The 18,676-nt window shown below is 28.0% G+C and carries 20 protein-coding genes; 11 read left to right on the top strand and 9 right to left on the bottom strand.

Annotation, left to right across the window (positions count from 1 at the left end; translation table 11 throughout):
• The first annotated feature begins 3 nt into the window (after window positions 1–3).
• The 6 genes from hisB (at window position 4) to hisIE (ending at window position 4,495) form a co-directional block, all read left to right on the top strand.
• Window positions 4–1,143 (top strand): bifunctional histidinol-phosphatase/imidazoleglycerol-phosphate dehydratase HisB, encoded by a 1,140-nt coding sequence (hisB, locus tag B5464_RS13150; RefSeq protein WP_079738750.1) that lies wholly within the window; start codon window positions 4–6, stop codon window positions 1,141–1,143.
• A gap of 54 nt (window positions 1,144–1,197) precedes the next feature.
• Entirely contained in the window at window positions 1,198–1,779 is a 582-nt protein-coding gene (hisH, locus tag B5464_RS13155; RefSeq protein WP_079738751.1) for an imidazole glycerol phosphate synthase subunit HisH, read from the top strand.
• 78 nt (window positions 1,780–1,857) lie between these two features.
• Window positions 1,858–2,595 carry a 1-(5-phosphoribosyl)-5-[(5-phosphoribosylamino)methylideneamino]imidazole-4-carboxamide isomerase gene (gene hisA, locus B5464_RS13160; RefSeq protein ID WP_079738752.1) on the top strand — a complete coding sequence of 246 codons (738 nt, stop codon included), beginning with the start codon at window positions 1,858–1,860 and terminating at the stop codon, window positions 2,593–2,595.
• A 65-nt stretch (window positions 2,596–2,660) separates the two neighbouring features.
• A complete protein-coding gene (hisF, locus tag B5464_RS13165) occupies window positions 2,661–3,416 on the top strand; it encodes an imidazole glycerol phosphate synthase subunit HisF (protein WP_079738753.1) in 756 nt (251 codons plus the stop codon).
• Between the two features lie 18 nt (window positions 3,417–3,434).
• Window positions 3,435–3,896, top strand: coding sequence for a GNAT family N-acetyltransferase (locus tag B5464_RS13170; RefSeq protein ID WP_079738754.1), 462 nt, complete (start codon window positions 3,435–3,437; stop codon window positions 3,894–3,896).
• Window positions 3,896–4,495: a bifunctional phosphoribosyl-AMP cyclohydrolase/phosphoribosyl-ATP diphosphatase HisIE gene (gene hisIE, locus B5464_RS13175; protein ID WP_079738755.1), complete on the top strand. Its 600-nt coding sequence runs from the start codon at window positions 3,896–3,898 to the stop codon at window positions 4,493–4,495. Before B5464_RS13170 ends, hisIE begins: the two co-directional genes overlap by 1 nt.
• A 6-nt stretch (window positions 4,496–4,501) precedes the next feature.
• Here the strand turns inward: hisIE and B5464_RS13180 are convergent, their stop codons facing one another.
• Window positions 4,502–4,996 carry a hypothetical protein gene (locus B5464_RS13180; protein ID WP_154066977.1) on the bottom strand — a complete coding sequence of 165 codons (495 nt, stop codon included), beginning with the start codon at window positions 4,994–4,996 and terminating at the stop codon, window positions 4,502–4,504.
• A 74-nt stretch (window positions 4,997–5,070) separates the two neighbouring features.
• Window positions 5,071–6,567, bottom strand: a complete 1,497-nt coding sequence (locus B5464_RS13185; protein ID WP_079738757.1) for a hypothetical protein — start codon at window positions 6,565–6,567, stop codon at window positions 5,071–5,073.
• Window positions 6,568–6,717: 150 nt separating this feature from the next.
• Here B5464_RS13185 and yiaA point away from each other — a divergent pair, with 150 nt between their 5' ends.
• Window positions 6,718–7,206 carry an inner membrane protein YiaA gene (gene yiaA, locus B5464_RS13190; protein WP_079738758.1) on the top strand — a complete coding sequence of 163 codons (489 nt, stop codon included), beginning with the start codon at window positions 6,718–6,720 and terminating at the stop codon, window positions 7,204–7,206.
• Between the two features lie 113 nt (window positions 7,207–7,319).
• Here the strand turns inward: yiaA and B5464_RS13195 are convergent, their stop codons facing one another.
• The 3 genes from B5464_RS13195 to B5464_RS13205 all read right to left on the bottom strand — a co-directional run bounded on the left by B5464_RS13195 (window position 7,320) and on the right by B5464_RS13205 (window position 9,783).
• On the bottom strand, window positions 7,320–8,270 hold the full coding sequence (locus tag B5464_RS13195; protein WP_079738759.1) for a DUF5694 domain-containing protein: 951 nt from the start codon (window positions 8,268–8,270) through the stop codon (window positions 7,320–7,322).
• 93 nt (window positions 8,271–8,363) lie between these two features.
• Entirely contained in the window at window positions 8,364–9,173 is an 810-nt protein-coding gene (locus B5464_RS13200; RefSeq protein ID WP_079738760.1) for a LytTR family DNA-binding domain-containing protein, read from the bottom strand.
• Complete coding sequence (locus B5464_RS13205) at window positions 9,154–9,783, bottom strand: TMEM175 family protein (RefSeq protein ID WP_077809193.1); 630 nt, start codon at window positions 9,781–9,783, stop codon at window positions 9,154–9,156. Before B5464_RS13205 ends, B5464_RS13200 begins: the two co-directional genes overlap by 20 nt.
• A gap of 176 nt (window positions 9,784–9,959) precedes the next feature.
• Between B5464_RS13205 and B5464_RS13210 the strand changes: the two genes are divergently transcribed.
• Entirely contained in the window at window positions 9,960–10,883 is a 924-nt protein-coding gene (locus B5464_RS13210) for an EamA family transporter (protein WP_079738761.1), read from the top strand.
• Here B5464_RS13210 and B5464_RS13215 read toward each other — a convergent pair.
• Together B5464_RS13215 and smpB are read right to left on the bottom strand one after the other, a co-directional pair.
• Window positions 10,873–11,769: a geranylgeranylglycerol-phosphate geranylgeranyltransferase gene (locus tag B5464_RS13215; RefSeq protein ID WP_079738762.1), complete on the bottom strand. Its 897-nt coding sequence runs from the start codon at window positions 11,767–11,769 to the stop codon at window positions 10,873–10,875. The genes B5464_RS13210 and B5464_RS13215 overlap by 11 nt on opposite strands.
• A 1-nt stretch (window position 11,770) precedes the next feature.
• Window positions 11,771–12,235, bottom strand: coding sequence for an SsrA-binding protein SmpB (gene smpB, locus B5464_RS13220; RefSeq protein WP_077809196.1), 465 nt, complete (start codon window positions 12,233–12,235; stop codon window positions 11,771–11,773).
• Window positions 12,236–12,336: 101 nt separating this feature from the next.
• Between smpB and B5464_RS13225 the strand changes: the two genes are divergently transcribed.
• Complete coding sequence (locus B5464_RS13225) at window positions 12,337–13,080, top strand: DUF6503 family protein (RefSeq protein ID WP_079738763.1); 744 nt, start codon at window positions 12,337–12,339, stop codon at window positions 13,078–13,080.
• Window positions 13,081–13,155: 75 nt separating this feature from the next.
• Here B5464_RS13225 and B5464_RS13230 read toward each other — a convergent pair whose 3' ends face one another.
• Together B5464_RS13230 and clpB are read right to left on the bottom strand one after the other, a co-directional pair.
• Window positions 13,156–13,653, bottom strand: coding sequence for a histidine phosphatase family protein (locus tag B5464_RS13230; protein WP_079738764.1), 498 nt, complete (start codon window positions 13,651–13,653; stop codon window positions 13,156–13,158).
• A 93-nt stretch (window positions 13,654–13,746) separates the two neighbouring features.
• Window positions 13,747–16,356 carry an ATP-dependent chaperone ClpB gene (gene clpB / locus B5464_RS13235; protein ID WP_079738765.1) on the bottom strand — a complete coding sequence of 870 codons (2,610 nt, stop codon included), beginning with the start codon at window positions 16,354–16,356 and terminating at the stop codon, window positions 13,747–13,749.
• Window positions 16,357–16,519: 163 nt separating this feature from the next.
• Here clpB and ytxJ point away from each other — a divergent pair, with 163 nt between their 5' ends.
• Window positions 16,520–16,921, top strand: a complete 402-nt coding sequence (ytxJ, locus tag B5464_RS13240; RefSeq protein ID WP_079738766.1) for a bacillithiol system redox-active protein YtxJ — start codon at window positions 16,520–16,522, stop codon at window positions 16,919–16,921.
• A 60-nt stretch (window positions 16,922–16,981) separates the two neighbouring features.
• Window positions 16,982–18,532 carry a DEAD/DEAH box helicase gene (locus tag B5464_RS13245; RefSeq protein WP_079738767.1) on the top strand — a complete coding sequence of 517 codons (1,551 nt, stop codon included), beginning with the start codon at window positions 16,982–16,984 and terminating at the stop codon, window positions 18,530–18,532.
• Window positions 18,533–18,676: the final 144 nt, after the last annotated feature.

Genomic DNA, 18,676 nt, shown 5'->3' on the forward strand with positions numbered 1-18,676 from the left:
AAAATGAGTAAAAAAGTACTATTTATAGACAGAGACGGAACTTTAGTTTTAGAACCGCCAGTAGATTACCAATTAGATAGTTTAGAAAAGTTAGAATATTATCCTAAGGTTTTTAGATACATGGCAAGAATTGCCGAAGAATTAGATTTTGAGTTGGTTATGGTAACCAATCAAGATGGTTTGGGTACAGATTCTTTTCCAGAAGATACCTTTTGGCCTGCACAAAACAAGGTGATTTCTGCTTTCGAAAAAGAAGGTGTTGTTTTTTCTGAAGTTTGCATAGACAAAACCTTTCCGCATGAAAATGCAGAAACAAGAAAACCAAGAACAGGTTTGTTGACTAAATATTTTTCTGAGGATTATGATTTAGAAAATTCTTTTGTTTTAGGTGATAGAATCACAGATATGGAATTAGCAAAAAATCTTGGTGCTAAAGGAATCTTTTTATCAGAAAACCCAGAATTAGGAGCAGATGAAATTGAAACTTCAAAACAAGAAATTCTTGATTGTATTGCTCTAACTTCTACAGATTGGAAAGAGATTTATGAGTTTTTAAAATTAGAGGATAGAGTATCTGAAATTACTAGAAATACAAACGAAACTAAAATTTATATCAAGTTAAATTTAGACGGTTCTGGTAAAAATGATATTGATACAGGCGTTAAGTTTTTCGATCATATGTTAGATCAAATTGGTCGTCATGGCGCAATGGATTTAACAGTTAAAGTTGATGGCGATTTAGAAGTAGACGAGCATCATACTATAGAAGATACAATGATTGCTTTAGGTGAATTATTTCATAAGGCGCTTGGTAATAAATTAGGCATAGAACGCTACGGTTTCTGTTTACCAATGGATGATTGTTTAGCGCAAGCTGCTGTAGATTTTGGAGGAAGACCTTGGTTGGTTTGGGAAGCAAATTTTAAACGAGAAATGATTGGAGACATGCCAACAGAAATGTTTTTACATTTATTTAAATCGTTTACAGATGGTGCAAAATGTAACTTAAATATAAAGGCAGAAGGTGATAACGAGCATCATAAAATAGAAGGAATTTTTAAAGCTTTTGCAAAAGCAATGAAAATGGCTGTAAAAAGAGATGCAAACAAAATGTTTTTACCATCTACAAAAGGAGTGTTATAAAATTGCCTTAAGCTGTTAGTCGTTTGCTAATAGCCAAAAGTTAAAAGTAAAAAAATGAAAGTAGTAATTATAGATTACGGAGCGGGAAATATTAAAAGTATTCAGTTTGCTTTTAAACGATTAAGTTTAGATGCTGTTTTATCTAATAATATTGATGAAATAAAAGCTGCTGATAAAGTTATTTTTCCTGGAGTAGGAGAAGCAAGTTCAGCAATGAAAATGCTAAAAGAAAGCGGTTTAGATAAAGTTATACCTACTTTAAAACAACCTGTTTTGGGTATTTGTTTAGGTATGCAATTAATGTGTAATTCATCCGAAGAAGGCAACACAAAAGGTTTAGGTATTTTTGATGTTGATGTTAAAAAGTTTTCTAAAGCTGTAAAAGTCCCGCAAATGGGATGGAATGTAATTTATAATCTAAATTCAGAATTATTTACAGGAATTAAAGAAAAAGAGTTTATGTATTTGGTACATAGTTTTTATGCAGAAAACTGTAAAGAAGCAATAGCAACTACAGATTACGAATTAGAATACGCATCAGCTTTACAAAAAGATAATTTTTACGGAGTACAGTTTCATCCAGAGAAGTCATCAAAAGCAGGTGAACAAATTTTAAAAAACTTTCTAAATTTATAAAATTATGCCTTTTGCTATTTGCATTTAGCAGTCCGCTAAAAGTCAAAAGTTAAAAGCCAAAAGCTAAAAGCTAAAAGAATGAGAATAATACCAGCCATAGATATTATAGACGGAAAATGTGTTCGTTTAACAAAGGGAGATTACGATACAAAGAAAATTTATAATGAAAATCCGTTAGAAGTTGCTAAAGAATTTGAAGATGCAGGTATCGAATATTTACATGTTGTAGATTTAGATGGCGCAAAAGCTAGCGAGATTATTAATTATAATGTGTTAGAACAAATTGCTTCTAAAACAAATTTAAAAATTGATTTTGGTGGTGGTTTAAAATCTGACAAAGATTTAGAAATTGCTTTTAATTCTGGCGCAAATCAAATAACAGGTGGAAGTATTGCTGTAAAAAATAAAGAAATTTTTGAAAGTTGGATTGCTAAATACGGATCAGAAAAAATTATTTTAGGTGCCGATTTTTATCCTGATAATTCAGGAGGTAAAATAGCAACCAATGGTTGGCAAGAAGAAAGTTCTTTAGAATTAATACCGTTTATTGCTGATTATCAAAAAAAAGGAATTCAGTATGTAATTTGTACAGATATTTCTAAAGACGGTATGTTGCAAGGACCAAGTTTTGAAATGTATCAGCAAATATTAACCGAAGTACAACCTTTAAAATTAATTGCATCTGGCGGAATTTCATCTTTTGATGAAATTCCAAAATTAGCAGAAAATGGTTGCGAAGGAGTAATTATAGGGAAAGCAATTTATGAGAATAAAATCAGTTTAAAACAATTAGAAAACTATATAATAAAAAAATAGTGATTTGCTTTTAGCAGTTTGCTATTTGCAAAGAGCCAAAAGCCAAGAACCAAAAGCTATAAATAATGTTAACAAAAAGAATAGTGCCTTGTTTAGATATTAAAAACGGAAGAACTGTAAAAGGTGTAAATTTCGTTAATTTAATAGATGCAGGAGATCCGGTGGTTTTAGCAAAACAATATGCAGAATTAGGTGCAGACGAATTGGTTTTTTTAGATATTGCTGCAACGTTAGAAAATAGAGGAACCACTTTAGATATGGTTTTAAAAGTAGCCGAACAAGTAAACATTCCGTTTACAGTTGGTGGCGGAATTTCTTCTGTAGAGCATGTAGATAAATTATTACAATGTGGCGCAGATAAAGTTTCTATAAATTCTTCTGCAGTAAAAAGACCCGATTTAATTAACGAATTAGCAGATAAATTTGGCAGCCAATGTGTTGTTGTTGCTATTGATGCGAAACAAATTAATGGCGAATGGTTTGTGCACTTGGCAGGCGGAACAATACCAACAGATATCAAACTATTTGATTGGGCAAAAGAAGTAGAAAAACGTGGTGCTGGAGAAATATTATTTACCTCTATGGACCATGATGGCACAAAAGCAGGTTTTGCAAATGAAGCATTGGCTTATTTATCAGAAACACTAAACATACCAATTATTGCTTCTGGTGGCGCTGGTTCTATCGAGCATTTTGCAGATACTTTTACTAAAGGAAAATCTGATGCAGCACTTGCAGCAAGTGTTTTTCATTTTGGTGAAATACCAATTTTAGAATTAAAAGATGCTTTAAAAAAACAAAATATACCAGTAAGAATTTAAGTTCTAAATTTTACCAATATGAAAGATTTAGAGTTTATAAAATATCAAGATCAATATCAAAAAGAGTTTAAAAGTATAAATTTACATTGGTTAAAGAAATTTGATCTTTATGAAAAAGCAGATGATCTGTTATTAGATAATCCTAGTTTATTTATAAAGAATGGTGCACATATATTTTTAGCTAGAATAAATAATGAAATTGTTGGAACTATATGTTTAAATCCTTTAAATAAAAACAGTAGCGAAATTTTAAAATTTGCTGTTATTGATGGTTATAAAGGTTTAGGAATAGGTTATAAATTAATGCAAATTTGTATTGATTTATGTAAACAAAATAATGTTGAAACAATTGTTTTAGAATCTAGTACAAAATTAGAAAAAGCCTTAAGTTTATATGAAAAATTAGGCTTTAAGCATGTAGAAATTAAGGATACACATTTTGTAACTGCGGATATAAAAATGGAATTAAAATTAAGATAATGAATATAGATTTCAATAAAAATAATGATGGATTAGTGCCAGCTATTATTCAGGATGCAACAACAAAAAATGTTTTGATGTTGGGATATATGAATGAAGAGGCGTTTAACAAAACAAAAGAAACAAAGTTAGTCACTTTCTTTTCTAGAACTAAAAATCGTTTGTGGACTAAAGGTGAAGAGAGCGGGAATACTTTAAATCTAGTTGATATAAAGCTAGATTGCGATAATGATACACTTCTTATTCAAGTAAACCCAAATGGACCAACTTGCCATACAGGAACAGATACTTGTTGGAAAGAAGAAAATACACCAAATTATGGTTTCTTTTCTACTTTAGAAGATGTAATTACAGAAAGAGTTGCAAATAAAGACACAAAGAAATCTTATGTTGCCAGTTTGTTTTCTAAAGGAATTAATAAAGTTGCCCAAAAAGTAGGTGAGGAGGCAGTAGAAACTGTTATTGAAGCAATGGATAACAATGACGACTTGTTTTTGTATGAATCTGCAGATTTAATGTTTCATTATTTAATGTTGTTACAAGCCAAAGGATTTACCTTGAAAGATATCGAAGCAGAGTTGATAAAAAGGCAGAAATAAACTTTGTTAATTAGCGGTAAAAACAATTGTTTTTCCATAATTATTAGGCGCATCACCTGTAGCAAAAATCATTTTTGTTTCTGATAATTCTTTTAACTGTAATATAAATAAACGGGTTTTAAAATTATTCTCTAAACTTTCTCCACGAGAAACGTTTAGAAATATTTTGCCCGTTTCTTCGTAAAAATTTAAAGTGAATGTAGCGTATTGTTCTGTTGGATTTTGATAGAAACAAGATGTGTTGCCTAATGTGGCTTCAACTTGCTCTTTATTATGATAAAAAGTAAAAGTATCATCTACATAACAATCATTAAACTGACTTAATACATCATTTGCAAAATTTAAATAAAATTGATTTACTGTCCAGGTTTTAGAAGAATCATCATTTATTTTTTTTAAATCTGCTACTGTATATTTAAAATCTATTTCGTTGTTCTCTTTACTGCAATTAAACAATAATAATGTGGTGAAAATAGAAAGGAATACATAGATTTTTTTCATGATTGTTGATTTTAAATAGCTTTTAACCAACTATTATGCCAAGAGCATGTATTTACATTTTATATGCAAAAAAGTTAATTATTTATCAAGTTTAAAGTAACAAAATAAATATTCTGTTTAGTCATTTTTGCTTTTAACCAAGCGTAAAAACTCATTAAGAAAATATCTTCATTATTTCTATTTATCCAATTAAATGATTTTTCTACTCTATTGTAGAATTCAATAGTCGTAGCTATTTCTGGTTTTTTATAATAGATTTCAATCAATTTTAAATAAGAGATTACTCTTTCTTGGTTTATTTCAGATAAATGTTTAAAATAATTTCTTTTAAAACTTATAAGTCTAGAATCTACCAAATCAATATTTCCTAAATCAATATGAAGTAAAATTTCTATAAGATTTTTTTTAATGGTCCAGACAATTCCTGCTTTGTCTATATACCAATTGTCAGTATGATAAAAAGTAGCCAACAAATTTTTAGCTTTTTCTAAAGACTCGTTTTGATAATAATAAACAATAAGTGAAAGTAAAATGTCTAATTGAGAAACAAGATCTACGTTTTTCTTTGTAAGATAAGGTTCTAAAAGCTCTATAGCTTTTTCTTGTTGATTATGATAGTTGTAATTTAAACTCAATAATAAATGATAATTTGGAGCAAAATCAGAATAATATTTTTGCTTTTTTTCATTCATATAAAAATACATTAACGCTAAATACTTCTTAGATTCTGTAAATTTTTTGCTTCTAAAAAGAACATTTGCAATAAGGTATAACACTTCTATATGATAGTAAAGTTGTTTGTCTTTAGATGTATGATGCTTAATAATAGCATAAGTGTCTACCAGAAATTTTTCAATATTCCAGTAATCAAATTTTTGCGCTGAAGAAATGCTAGTAATTTGAATTATTTGATATAAAGATTTGAATGATAAGGAATCTGAAATGATAATATTTTGCTCTTTCAAAACATTTTCAATCAGTGTTTTGATATCTTCTTTTGATTTTTTTTGTTGATATTCGGCTAATGAAATTCTAATTTTAGCACAGGCAATATTAATATTGTCTTCTATAATTAACTGTTTTTGATTGTCATTAAAAGTGGAAATAAGATTATTAAAATTTAAAGTTTTATTTAAATGAGCATATTCAATTTTAGTGTGATAAATCTCGTTTAAAATTGTATAAAGTTGATGTTCATTAGCAATATTTTCAGTTTTGTCTAAAATTTGATATCCAATTTTAATTTGTCCTTTTTTAAGAAAATTTCTTGCAGAAAGAATGTATTTAATCAATTGTATGTCAATTGAATTTTCTTCTCTCATACTTAGATTTGCTGTAAAATCAATCAAAGACTTAAATAACCTTTTTCTTAAAGCATGTAATGCTACTTTATTTTGTTTGCCATATAATTTCTGAGAAATCTCTGTAGAAGAAAAGTTGTCTGACAATAAAAGACGAACTAACTGAATGTTTTTTGCATCTTTCCTTTTGTTCTTTTTTTCTAAGTATAAAATAAACTCTTGCTGATTTTCTTTCGTGAAAGTTTCTAATATTTCTTTTAAATTTATCATTATATCGTCAGTAAAATATATGTAAATATAATTTATTATTGTTTTACTTGTGTTATTGGTTATTTTTAATCGTCAGTAATTAGTTGAAATTAAATTCTAAGAACTTCAAAACTGTCGCAAATTTGTATCATAATTATTAAACTAAATATTATGAATTATCAAACAACAGTTTCATCAAAAGAAGAGACTAAGAACAAAAGAACAAAGAACAAATTAAAAAATGAATTGAACCAAAAACCAACAGCGGCTTATGTAGGTGCAACTTGGGGAGTTGTAATTATTGGATTACTTTCTTATTGTATTGGGCTCTGGAATGCAACAATGGAATTGAATGAAAAAGGATATTATTTTGCTATTCTTTTAATGGGGATTTATGCCGTAATTTCTCTACAAAAAGCAGTAAGAGATAAAGCTGAAGACATAAAAGTCAGTGAAATTTATTATGGAATTAGTTGGGTTATTGTAATTGCATCGTTATTATTATTAATAGTTGGATTGAGAAATGCAGATTTGCTTTTAAGTGAAAAAGGATTCTACGCCATATCATACTTATTAAGTTTATTTGGTGCAATTACTGTTCAAAAAAATACTAGAGATCTTGATTTTATCAAAACTAAAACTGAAGAAGAAAATAGTTAGTTTGATAATGGTTTGTACACCAAAACCTCATAAGTTTAAGCTTATGAGGTTTAAAAAATAAACGCTCACAAAATATTGTGAGCGTTTTCTAATTAAAAGTAAAAATAGAAAGTTTAATACTCATTCATTAGAATTACTTTAAGGTTAGGATAGTTTTTTTTAAACTCTTTTTCTAAACCAATTACATGTGCTGCACCAACAATAATAATATTTTTTGTTTTTTTAGAAACTAAAATTTGTTCAGCAATGTTTTTAGCCATTCTCATATTTCTTTCGTCAAAATATTTCCTTCCTTCTTTACAGCCTTCAGTGTCTTTAATCACATAAGAAAATGAAGCCATATCATGCAATTGTTGCAATGATTTTCTTTTATTTGTATGTTTGCCCAATTTTCTAAAAACAGCAGGTAAAATAGCGCTATTATAACTTTTTTTATACAATTTAGAATTTGCTGTGTTATTGCCATTTTTAGCACCTTCTTTACTACACTTATTCCAAGCTAAATGGTATTCTTTATTGGTTTGTTGATCATCCATATTAATCACTTTTTTATGATTCATAGCTAATGCTAATTTATATGTCAAATCTCCGTCTTCATGTCTTGTTGGGTTTTTAGATCCATTTACACCATATTTTTTTAAATAGGTGTATAATTCATAGTTTCCATTATCTCTTTTGTAAATAAATGATTTAATAAGGTAATCTAAATCATCATCACTCATACTTGAAAAATCTTTTCGAATAGTAGCGTTAAATTTTCCGTCGTTATAATTAAAAGTCTTTTGTAAAGAATCTGATAATTTGTAAAATTTTTGATATCCTTTAGACCAACCTTTTTTTAAATATTCCCAAGAAATAGAATCATTGGCCATTGGCGATTCTACATAGATTGCTTCTGGTTTGTATTTTTTTGCAAATCGTAACATAGGTTTGTAGCTGTTTTTTACAATTTTAGGTACTGTGTGCATTGTACCAATAATTAAAATTTCTTGTTGATTTTCTTGACTTGATAAATTAGAAATTGATAAAATAAATACGATAAGAAATGTAATTTGAGTTTTCATAATGAGGTTTTAATTGATTAAACTTTCTGATACAAAACTAGAAACTAATCAATAATAAACTCAATATTTATAAGTGTTTGGGGCGAAATACAGCTATTCTGTGGTAGAATTTAAAATGCTTTTTACATTATTTTGATACGTTTTAGAAACGGGTACTTCTATGTGGTGAAATAAGAGAATAAATAGTTTGCTTTTTTCTGTTTTCCATTGTAAAAAGTGATAAGGATTTATCAAATAAGAACGATGAGTTCTTAATAATTCTGGAAACTCATTTGCAATCACAGAAAGTTTATTTCTAATTAAAGTCTTCTTTAAAATAGAACCGTTTAAGTAAAAAACTTCTATATAATTGTCTGATGATTGTATACAAATTACATCATTAAAAAGTAAACGCAAACCTTCGTAATTACCTTCGCCTTTTATTTCAATTTTTTTTGCTTCAGTTTTTTTATTTTTATATTTTCCAAAAGCAAATCTTCCAAAAATAACAATTGGTAAAATTGTTAAAAAAGCAGGTATTAAAATTGCTTTTAAATGATAACCCAAGGTATATGGGTATGGTTCTCCGGGTACTACTGCATATAAATAAAATAACCTTGCAGCTATAATACTTATTATAACATAAATTAATAGAAAAAATATTTCTGAGATAACATACCAATTTTCTTTATACTTTTTAAATAAAATCTCTTGTATTGGTATAAATACCAAATAACAAGTTCCTACCAACAATCCATATAAAGACATGTAAAGTGGCATTTCATTATCTTTAAATTGATTAACGTCAAAAGGTTCTGTATAAAACAAGAATATAAACACCCAAATAGCCAAACCAAAAGCAACAATACAATGGTTTTTTATTGATGGATCAAAAGGATATTTTCTATACAATAGTTTTTTCACTAATTAGTTTTTTTTTGTAAATCTTAACTAAGATAGCTTCTAATATAAAAATAAATAAGAATAACAACCTAGCAAACATTGGAAGTAAAAAAGCAAAAATACCCGCCAAAACCCAAATAATAAATGCAATTAAAGCTCGGTATTTAAAATATTTGGCTAAAACGGGGGTTATGCCAGTTAAACCTTTTTCTTTTTTAGGAATGTAAATGTTAAGCAAATAATTAAAAAAGCCAATTGCAGATAAGTTAAAGCAGTAAAAAGCAAATGGGCCTTTTAACATAAAGCCTCTAACATAAAACGCAGTTGAAAAAGGGAGAAGAACTATAAAAAATAAAAGGAAAATATTGTATCGTAATACCTTTTTATTTATTGTAGAAACATATTTCATAATTCTCATATGTGCTACCCAATATAAAGCTATCACAATAAAACTAACTATTAGACCAATAATACTTGGAATTCTATTTTGTAGAATTTGTAAAGTATCTGCTGCTTTTAACTCTTTATAAGTTGGTGCTACAATGTCTAAGACTAAAAGAGTAATTGCAATAGAAAAGACAGCATCACTAAAACTTATTACACGTTGTTTATCAAAAATTTCTCCTTTCATTTATTCAAATAAATATATAAAATTAAATATACTATTTCTAAAATTTCTTAAAAATAGGTTTAAAATATATTTATAAGAAGATAAAACTTATATTTTATTTATCAGTATAAGAACTGACGAAAATTTATGCATTGTTTATTTTTAATAGTAGTATTTTAGCTTTTAAATTTAAATAGATGTTTTTAAAAAATTCTAAAATATTAATAGTTCTCGCTTTTTTTACAATTTACGTTGTTTGGGGGTCTACATATTTGTTTAATAAAATTGCTGTAACTGCTTTACCAGCTTTTTTTATGGCATCTGTAAGGTTTTTAATTTCTGCAGTTTTAATACTTATAATTTCTAAAATTATGAAGTTAAACTTAAAAATCTCTAAAAAGCAATTAATTAACTGTGCTGTTTCTGGATTCTTTTTTTTAGTTTATGGTAACGGCGTTTTTGTTTGGGCTTTAAAATATGTAGACAGTGGTTTTGCTGCATTATTGGCTGCTACACAACCATTGTTTGTGCTAATTTTATTAAGATTGATCGATAGAAAACCAATGCAAAGACAATCGATTATTGGTGTTGGTTTAGGTATTGTAGGTATGTATCTTTTGGTTAGTCAGAAATCAATTACAACTTCAGAAGGTAGTTTGTTAGGGATCTTTATGATTCTTACATGTGTGTTAAGTTGGGCTTATGGTGGTGTTTTTGTTTCTAAAGCAGATTTACCCAAAAACTTTTTTGTAACAACAGGATACCAAATGCTATTTGCAGGATTGTTATTATTATTGATGAGTTTTTCTTTTAATGAAACAATGTCTTCTCCTTTAAATTGGGCAATAGAAGTTCAGTTTTCTTTAATTATGCTGATAATTTTTGGAAGTATTATTGCTTTTACAGCTTTTAATTATTTACTAAAAGTAGTTTCTACAGAAAAAGTAGCAACTTCTGCATACGTGAATCCTATTGTGGCTTTAGTTTTAGGTTGGTATTTTTTAGATGAAGAATTAACTATTCAATCTATAATTGCATCTGTAGTTTTGTTATCTGGAGTTTACTTTATCACTTCAAGAAAAAGAAAAGTGAAAAATGTTACAGGTACTTCTAAAACCTAAATAAAAGCATCGATAAAATTCCTAAAAACATAATAATTTTTAGTAATTTACTAATAATACTATAGTTTTTTTTAGTTCTTGCAAACCAAATTTTATTTAATAAATAGAGTAGTGGTAGGCAAATTAAAAATAAAATATACCAAAAAAATAATGATTCGTTTTTTATCGATTGTAAGATAATCAGTATAAAAACTAACATTATAGAACTGATAAAAAAAGCAATTCTTGCAGATCTTTTTCTTCCTATAAGAATTGGCAATGTTTTAGCTTTTATTTTTAAATCTCCGTTTACATCTTCAATATCTTTTATAATCTCTCTAATTAATGTTATTGTAAAAGAAAAGAATAAATAAATAGCAATTATTAAATCAGAAGAAATTTTTGAATTAGTTTCTAAACTTGTGCCATTAAATTCGAATTCAGAAACTAAAAAAATTACTAGAGCACATAAGAAACTTACAATAAGATTACCAATTAAAGCGATTTTTTTAAAACTTTTAGAATAGCAAAACAGGATGATCGCAGTTACAATAAAATATAATGAGTTTAAAGGTGTATTTGTTGCGATGGAAACAATAATACCAAGAGCTAAACCAAAGATGTTAAGTAAAATATAAAAAGACCAAGCTTTTTTAATCGAAAAGTTTTTATCTAAGAATAATTTTGATGGCTTGTTTATTTTATCAGTTTCAATATCAAAAATATCATTAATAATATATCCGCTTGCGGTAATTAAAAGTACAGCGGTCGTTAAAATAATAAAATTGAAATGCGATAATAATGTATTTGAAGAGTGAGATTCTAATAATGCGTATTTAGTCAAAACCATTGTTAATAAAACCATTAAGAGGTTTTTATAACGAATTAGTTTTAAAAAAACAGGCATTTTAGTTGAAGTTCTTTTTAATTCTAGCTAAATCTCTTTTATTATCTCTGTCTTTTAGCGTATTTCTTTTGTCGTGAATTTGTTTTCCTTTGGCTAAGGCAATTTCTAGTTTTGCAAATCCTCTATCATTAATAAATAATCTTAAAGGTACAATTGTGTTTCCTTTTGCTTCAACATCTTTTTTTAAACTTCGTAATTCTCGTTTGTTTAATAACAATCTACGTTCGCTTTTTGGCTTATGATTAAAATGATGCCCAAACATGTATTCTTGTATGTACATATTTACAATAAACAATTCTCCGCGATCATTAAACTCGCAAAAACTCTCTGTAATTCTTGCTTGACTTAGTCGTATAGATTTAATTTCTGTTCCGGTTAATTGAATTCCGGCCACAAATTTATCTAGAATTTCAAATTCGAATCTCGCTTTTTTATTCTGTATGTTTATTTTTTTCTGTACAGCCATAGACTGATTTTATGTTTAAAAATTTTTAACAAAGATACATTTTTACATTCGGGAAAGAAACGTAATTTTGAATTCTATTCTAGAACTAATATTCTTATAAAATGAAAAAAATAGTATTACTTTTTTTACTGATTGCAATTTCTTGTAAACCTGCTAAGAAAGAGTTGAATGCACAAGAAATTATAGATAAAACAATGGTTTCTTCTGGTGCAGATAAAATTAAAAACTCTAAAATTGGGTTTAAATTTAGAGATGTTGATTACGCTGCGGTTCGTAAAAATGGAAATTTTGAGTTATTTCGATTTACAAATAATTCTGATCATAAAACTGTAGAAGATGTACTTTCTAATAATGGATTCAAGCGTTTTGTTGATGGTAAATTAGTTAAAACAAACGATTCTATAGCAAATGTTATTGCTAATGCGGTAAACTCTGTACATTATTTTTCTGTTTTACCATTTGGTTTAAATGACAAAGCTGTTCATAAGAAATTGTTGGCATCATCAAAAGTTAAGGGTAAAGATTATCATAAAATTGAAGTTACTTTTTCTAAAGATGGAGGAGGAGAAGACTTTGAAGATGTATTTATTTATTGGATTGGTAAAGAAGATTTTTTAATTGATTATTTGGCGTATTCTTACCACACAAACGGTGGTGGAAAACGTTTTAGAGCTTTAAAAGAAGAGTCAATAAAAAACGGAATTCGTTTTGTCGATTTCGAAAATTACAAACCGTTGTATAAAGAAATTTCTCTTATTGATATTGATAAAGCTTTTGAAAAAAATGAGCTTAAAAAAGTATCAGAAATTATTTTAGAAAATATTGAAGTTAAATTACTTAAGTAGCTTTAAAAAAGAAAAAGACTTGTAGTTTGATAGATATCTAATTACAAGTCTTTTCTAGTGTTAGAAAATATTATGCTAATCAATTTTTTCAATTTTACTAGTTTTATCATCACCTGAAATAGTAACAATTAATAAACTGGCATTGTCATTATCGCTCATGTTTTCATACATCTTTTTACCCAATATTTTATTTGCAAATACAGGTGTTGTGTTGCTATGACCAACAATTAACACTGTTTTACCTTTGGTATTTGCTTTAAATACAGAGTCGTACATTTTACCAGGATTGTAACTTGTAATATTTAAATTTTTACTATCAGCTGTAGGTTTTGCAGTTTGTTGTGTTCTATTGTAACTTGTAGAATACACGGCATCTAAATCGATATTTTTAAAATATTCTGCCCATTTTTTAGCTCTTTTTAAACCATTTTCATTTAAATCTGGATTTTTATTTCCACTATCTGTTCTGTCTTTTTCTGCATGACGAATTAAATAGTAAGTTGTTGTTTCTTGAGAGTTACAAGAAACTAATAAACTAAAAATTAAGCTAAATACTAGAATATATTTTTTCATGATAATTTGTTTTGATGTACGAATATAAATAAAAAAAAAGCGATACTTATTAAAGTACCGCTTTCTACTAACTAACTAATTAACCTAACTAAACTATAACTCTTCTACCAAATCTGATTGATTTCTAAACACTAATTTGTCATCAAAAGAATCTAAAAGAATAATACTATCTGTTGTGATTTTTCCTGATAGAATTTCTTTAGAAAGTTGGTTTAAAACTTCTTTTTGAATAACTCTTTTTACAGGTCTTGCACCAAATTCTGGTTGATATCCTTTTTTAGCCAAATAACTTATAGCTTCATCTGTAGCGTCTAAAGTTATTTCTTGTTTCCCAATCATTTTCTTTAAACTTTCAATTTGAAGTTTTACAATCTCAAAAATGTCAGACTGTTTAAGTGGTGTAAACATAATTACATCATCAATTCTGTTTAAAAATTCTGGTCTAACAGATTGTTTTAAAAGGCCTAAAACTTCAATTTTAGCCAATTCTGTAACAGCTTCTAAATCTGCTTTAGGGTCGCTAAATTTTTCTTGAATAATATGACTTCCCATATTAGATGTCATAATAATTATGGTGTTTTTAAAATCTGCAACACGTCCTTTATTGTCAGTTAACCTACCTTCGTCTAAAACTTGTAATAAAATATTAAAAGTATCTGGATGCGCCTTTTCTATTTCATCTAAAAGCACCACAGAATAAGGTCTTCTTCTAACTGCTTCTGTAAGTTGCCCACCTTCATCATAACCTACATAACCAGGAGGCGCACCAACCAATCTACTAACAGAATGTTTTTCTTGATATTCACTCATATCAATACGAGTCATGGCATTTTCATCATCAAAAAGATATTCTGCCAATGCTTTTGCTAATTCTGTTTTACCAACACCTGTAGTACCTAAAAATAAAAAGCTACCAATTGGTTTGTTTGGGTTTTGCAAACCTGCTCTAGATCTTCTAACGGCATCAGAAACTGCAACAATTGCTTCTTCTTGACCCACAACTCTTTTGTGCAGTTGTTGTTCTAGTTTTAATAATTTTTCTCTTTCAGATTGAATCATTTTTGTAACCGGAACACCTGTCCATTTTGCAACAACTTCTGCAATATCATCTAAAGTAACTTCTTCTTTAATCAAAGAACTTTCAGTTTGATTTTCTTGCAATGTTTTTTGTAAAAGCTCTAAATTTTCTTGAGCTTGTTTAATTTTACCATAACGCAACTCTGCAACTAAGCCATAATTACCTTCACGTTCTGCTTTTTCCGCCTCTAGTTTAAAGTTTTCTATTTCTAATTTTGCATTCTGAATATTATCGACTACCTCTTTTTCTGATTTCCATTTTGCATTAATTTCATTACGTTCTTCTTTTAGATTTGCCAAATCAGAACGTAAAGATTTTAATTTAACTTCATCTTTTTCTCGTTTAATGGCTTCGATTTCAATTTCTAACTGCATTACTTTTCTATCTAAAACATCTAATTCTTCTGGTTTAGAATTGATTTCCATACGCAATTTAGATGCAGCTTCATCCATTAAATCTATGGCTTTATCAGGTAAAAACCTATTGGTAATATATCTTTGAGATAATTCTACAGCACCAATAATGGCTTCATCTTTAATACGAACTTTATGGTGAGTTTCGTACTTTTCTTTAATTCCGCGTAAAATAGAAATAGCACTTTCTGTGTCTGGTTCATCAACTTGAACTTTTTGAAAACGTCTTTCTAATGCTTTATCTTTTTCAAAGTATTTTTGATATTCATCTAACGTAGTTGCACCAATTGCACGCAGTTCTCCACGAGCCAAAGCAGGTTTTAAAATATTAGCAGCATCCATAGCACCTTGTCCGCCACCTGCGCCAACTAATGTATGAATCTCATCTATAAAAAGTACAATATCTCCATCAGAAGTTGTAACTTCTTTGATAACTGCTTTTAAGCGTTCTTCAAACTCACCTTTATATTTTGCACCAGCAATTAATGCGCCCATGTCCAAAGAAAAAATTAATTTATCTTTTAGATTTTCTGGTACATCACCATCTACAATTCTATGTGCTAAACCTTCTGCAATAGCCGTTTTACCAGTTCCTGGTTCTCCAACTAAAATTGGGTTGTTTTTTGTTCTACGAGATAAAATTTGTAGTAAACGTCTAATTTCTTCGTCTCGACCAATTACCGGATCTAGTTTGCCATCTTGCGCTAATTGATTTAAGTTTTTAGCAAATTTATTTAAAGAGTTATACGTTTCTTCTTGTGATTGAGAAGTAACTCTTTCTCCTTTTCTTAACTCGTCAATAGCAGCTTTTAAATCTTTTTCACTCACACCTTGGTCTTTTAAAACTTGCGCAATATTACTTTTCGATTTAAAGATTGCTAAAATTAAATGCTCAATAGAAACATAATCATCTTTCATGTTTTTAGCAATAATTGATGCTTCGTTTAAACTTTTACCAGCTTCTCTAGAAAGCATTAATTCTGCACCAGAAACTTTAGGCAAGCTTTCTAATTGTTTATCTATTACTTGCTCTAAAATTGCTGTATTTATATTTAATTTCTTTAATAGAAAAGGCAAAACATTTTCGTCTACTTGTGTTAATGCTTTAAATATGTGTTCATTTTCTATTTGATTATGACCAAAACCTTGCGCAATTTGCTGCGCCATTTGAATGGTCTCTTGCGATTTTGTTGTATAGTTATTAAAATTCATTTTCTATTCTTTTGTTTTTTTGATAAGATTAGAGCAATTTTAATACCATTAGATTATTTAACTTTAAATAGGTCAAAATGTCTGTAAATCACTTGTTTTAACTGACTTTTTGACTGATGAAAGTTTCTTATATTTGTATCGACAAAGTAAAAAAAACAAGTAAATGGGTATATTTAACAACGTATTTGGAGGAAATAGTGATAAAAAATCAAAACCAGAAAAAAAGTCATATTTAAACTGGATTCCTTTAAATAGTATAGATCAATTAGAAATTATAGAGAAAGAATCTGAAACAGAGGCTGTTTTAATTTTTAAACATTCTACTAGATGCGGAATTAGTAGTATGGTAATAAAACAGTTTGAAAACCTTTTTTTAGAAGAACATCAAAATTTAAAAGTTTATTATTTAGATTTATTAAATTATAGAAATATTTCTGATGAAGTAGGGTATAAGTTTCAAATTATGCACCAATCACCACAACTAATTGTGGTAAAAAATGGTGTTTCTGTGCATAACGCATCGCATTATGATATCACTCAAACAAACTTATCAAGATTTATATAGCTTAAATTTGGGAAAAACCTATTTTAAGTCTTACTTTTGTAGCTTAAAATTTTTAAACTTTTGGCAGAAACAAACACTTCACAAGTAAAGGTAGGAAAAGAATTATACGGATATCAAAAAGATGCGCTTCAAGAGATTTTTAATCGTTTTGAAACTGCACCAAAAGATTATCATTTATTATATCAATTACCTACAGGAGGTGGTAAAACTGTTATTTTTTCTGAAATTGTTCGACGTTACATAGAAAAATTTCAGAAGAAAGTATTAGTTTTAACACACAGAATAGAATTAAGCAAGCAAACATCTAAAATGCTTAATGAGTTTGGTGTGCACAATAAAATTATTAATTCTACAGCCAAATTAGACGATCAAAACGATTTTAATTGTTTTGTTGCCATGGTAGAAACGCTAAAGAATAGACTTACAGATGATAAGTTAGATATTTCTGATATCGGTTTGGTTATTGTAGATGAGGCACATTATAACTCTTTTACTAAAATATTTAAGTTTTTTAATGATTCTTTTATTTTAGGTGTAACAGCTACTCCTTTAAGTTCTAACATTAAATTACCAATGTACGAGAACTACCAAGAGCTTTTTGTAGGAGAACCAATTCATCATTTAATAGAAAGTGGTTATTTAGCACAAGCAAATATGTATTCTTACAATGTAGGTTTAACTTCTTTAGAAGTTGGTGCTAACGGAGATTATACAGTAAAATCTTCTGAAGATTTGTATATGAATACAGACATGCTTACTAAACTAGTAAGCGCTTACGAAGAAACAGCTAAAGGTAAAAAAACGCTTATTTTTAATAATGGTATTAATACTTCGATACAAGTATTTCATGCATTTAAAAAAGCTGGGTACCCAATTGCCCATTTAGATAATACAAATACTAAAAAAGAAAGAGAGCTTATTTTAAAGTGGTTTCATAAAACACCAAACGCTATTATTACTTCTGTAAGTATTTTAACTACAGGTTTTGATGAGCCAAGTATAGAAGCCATTATTTTAAATAGAGCAACAAAATCGCTTACTTTATATTACCAAATGATTGGTCGTGGTTCTCGTATTTTAGGAGACAAGAAAACTTTTGAAGTTATCGATTTAGGTAACAACTTTCATAGATTTGGACCTTGGGGTGCAGATTTAGATTGGCAAAAAATGTTTAGAGCACCAGATTATTATTTAGATTCTATACTTTCTGATGAAGAAATCGAAAGTACTTTTAAATATGAACTACCTGCAGATATTAAAAAAGAATTTGCAAAATCTACAGATACTTATTTCGATATGAAAAAAGTATATATAGATACAATTAAAGCAGGTGAATCTTCAAAGCGAGTATTAGAAAAATCGATAGTGCATCATGCAAAAATGTGTATCGAAAATAGTGAAGATGTTTTTGATGCTTTAATTTTAGCAAAAATGATAGGCGAAGAAATTGATGATAGAATTAATAGATATGCTAAATGTATTTCTAAAAGTACACACAATTTTGTTACTTGGTTAAAAGACGATTATCGAAAGAAATTAAATGCATATTTACGTGCAAATTTCGACGAAGATTTCGAAAAAATTCATGGGCATCCGCCAATTGAAGAATAAATATAAAAAGCTCTGTTAATTCAGAGTTTTTTTTTGTTTTAGACTTTTTTAAAGTAATTAAAAAACACTTTTTACATTAAATATTATTTTTTTTGATAATAATAAGTCGAACAACCTTAGTGTTTAAAGGAAGAAATACTGCAT

The sequence above is a fragment of the Polaribacter sp. KT 15 genome, from assembly GCF_900143115.1.
GTDB lineage: Bacteria > Bacteroidota > Bacteroidia > Flavobacteriales > Flavobacteriaceae > Polaribacter > Polaribacter marinaquae.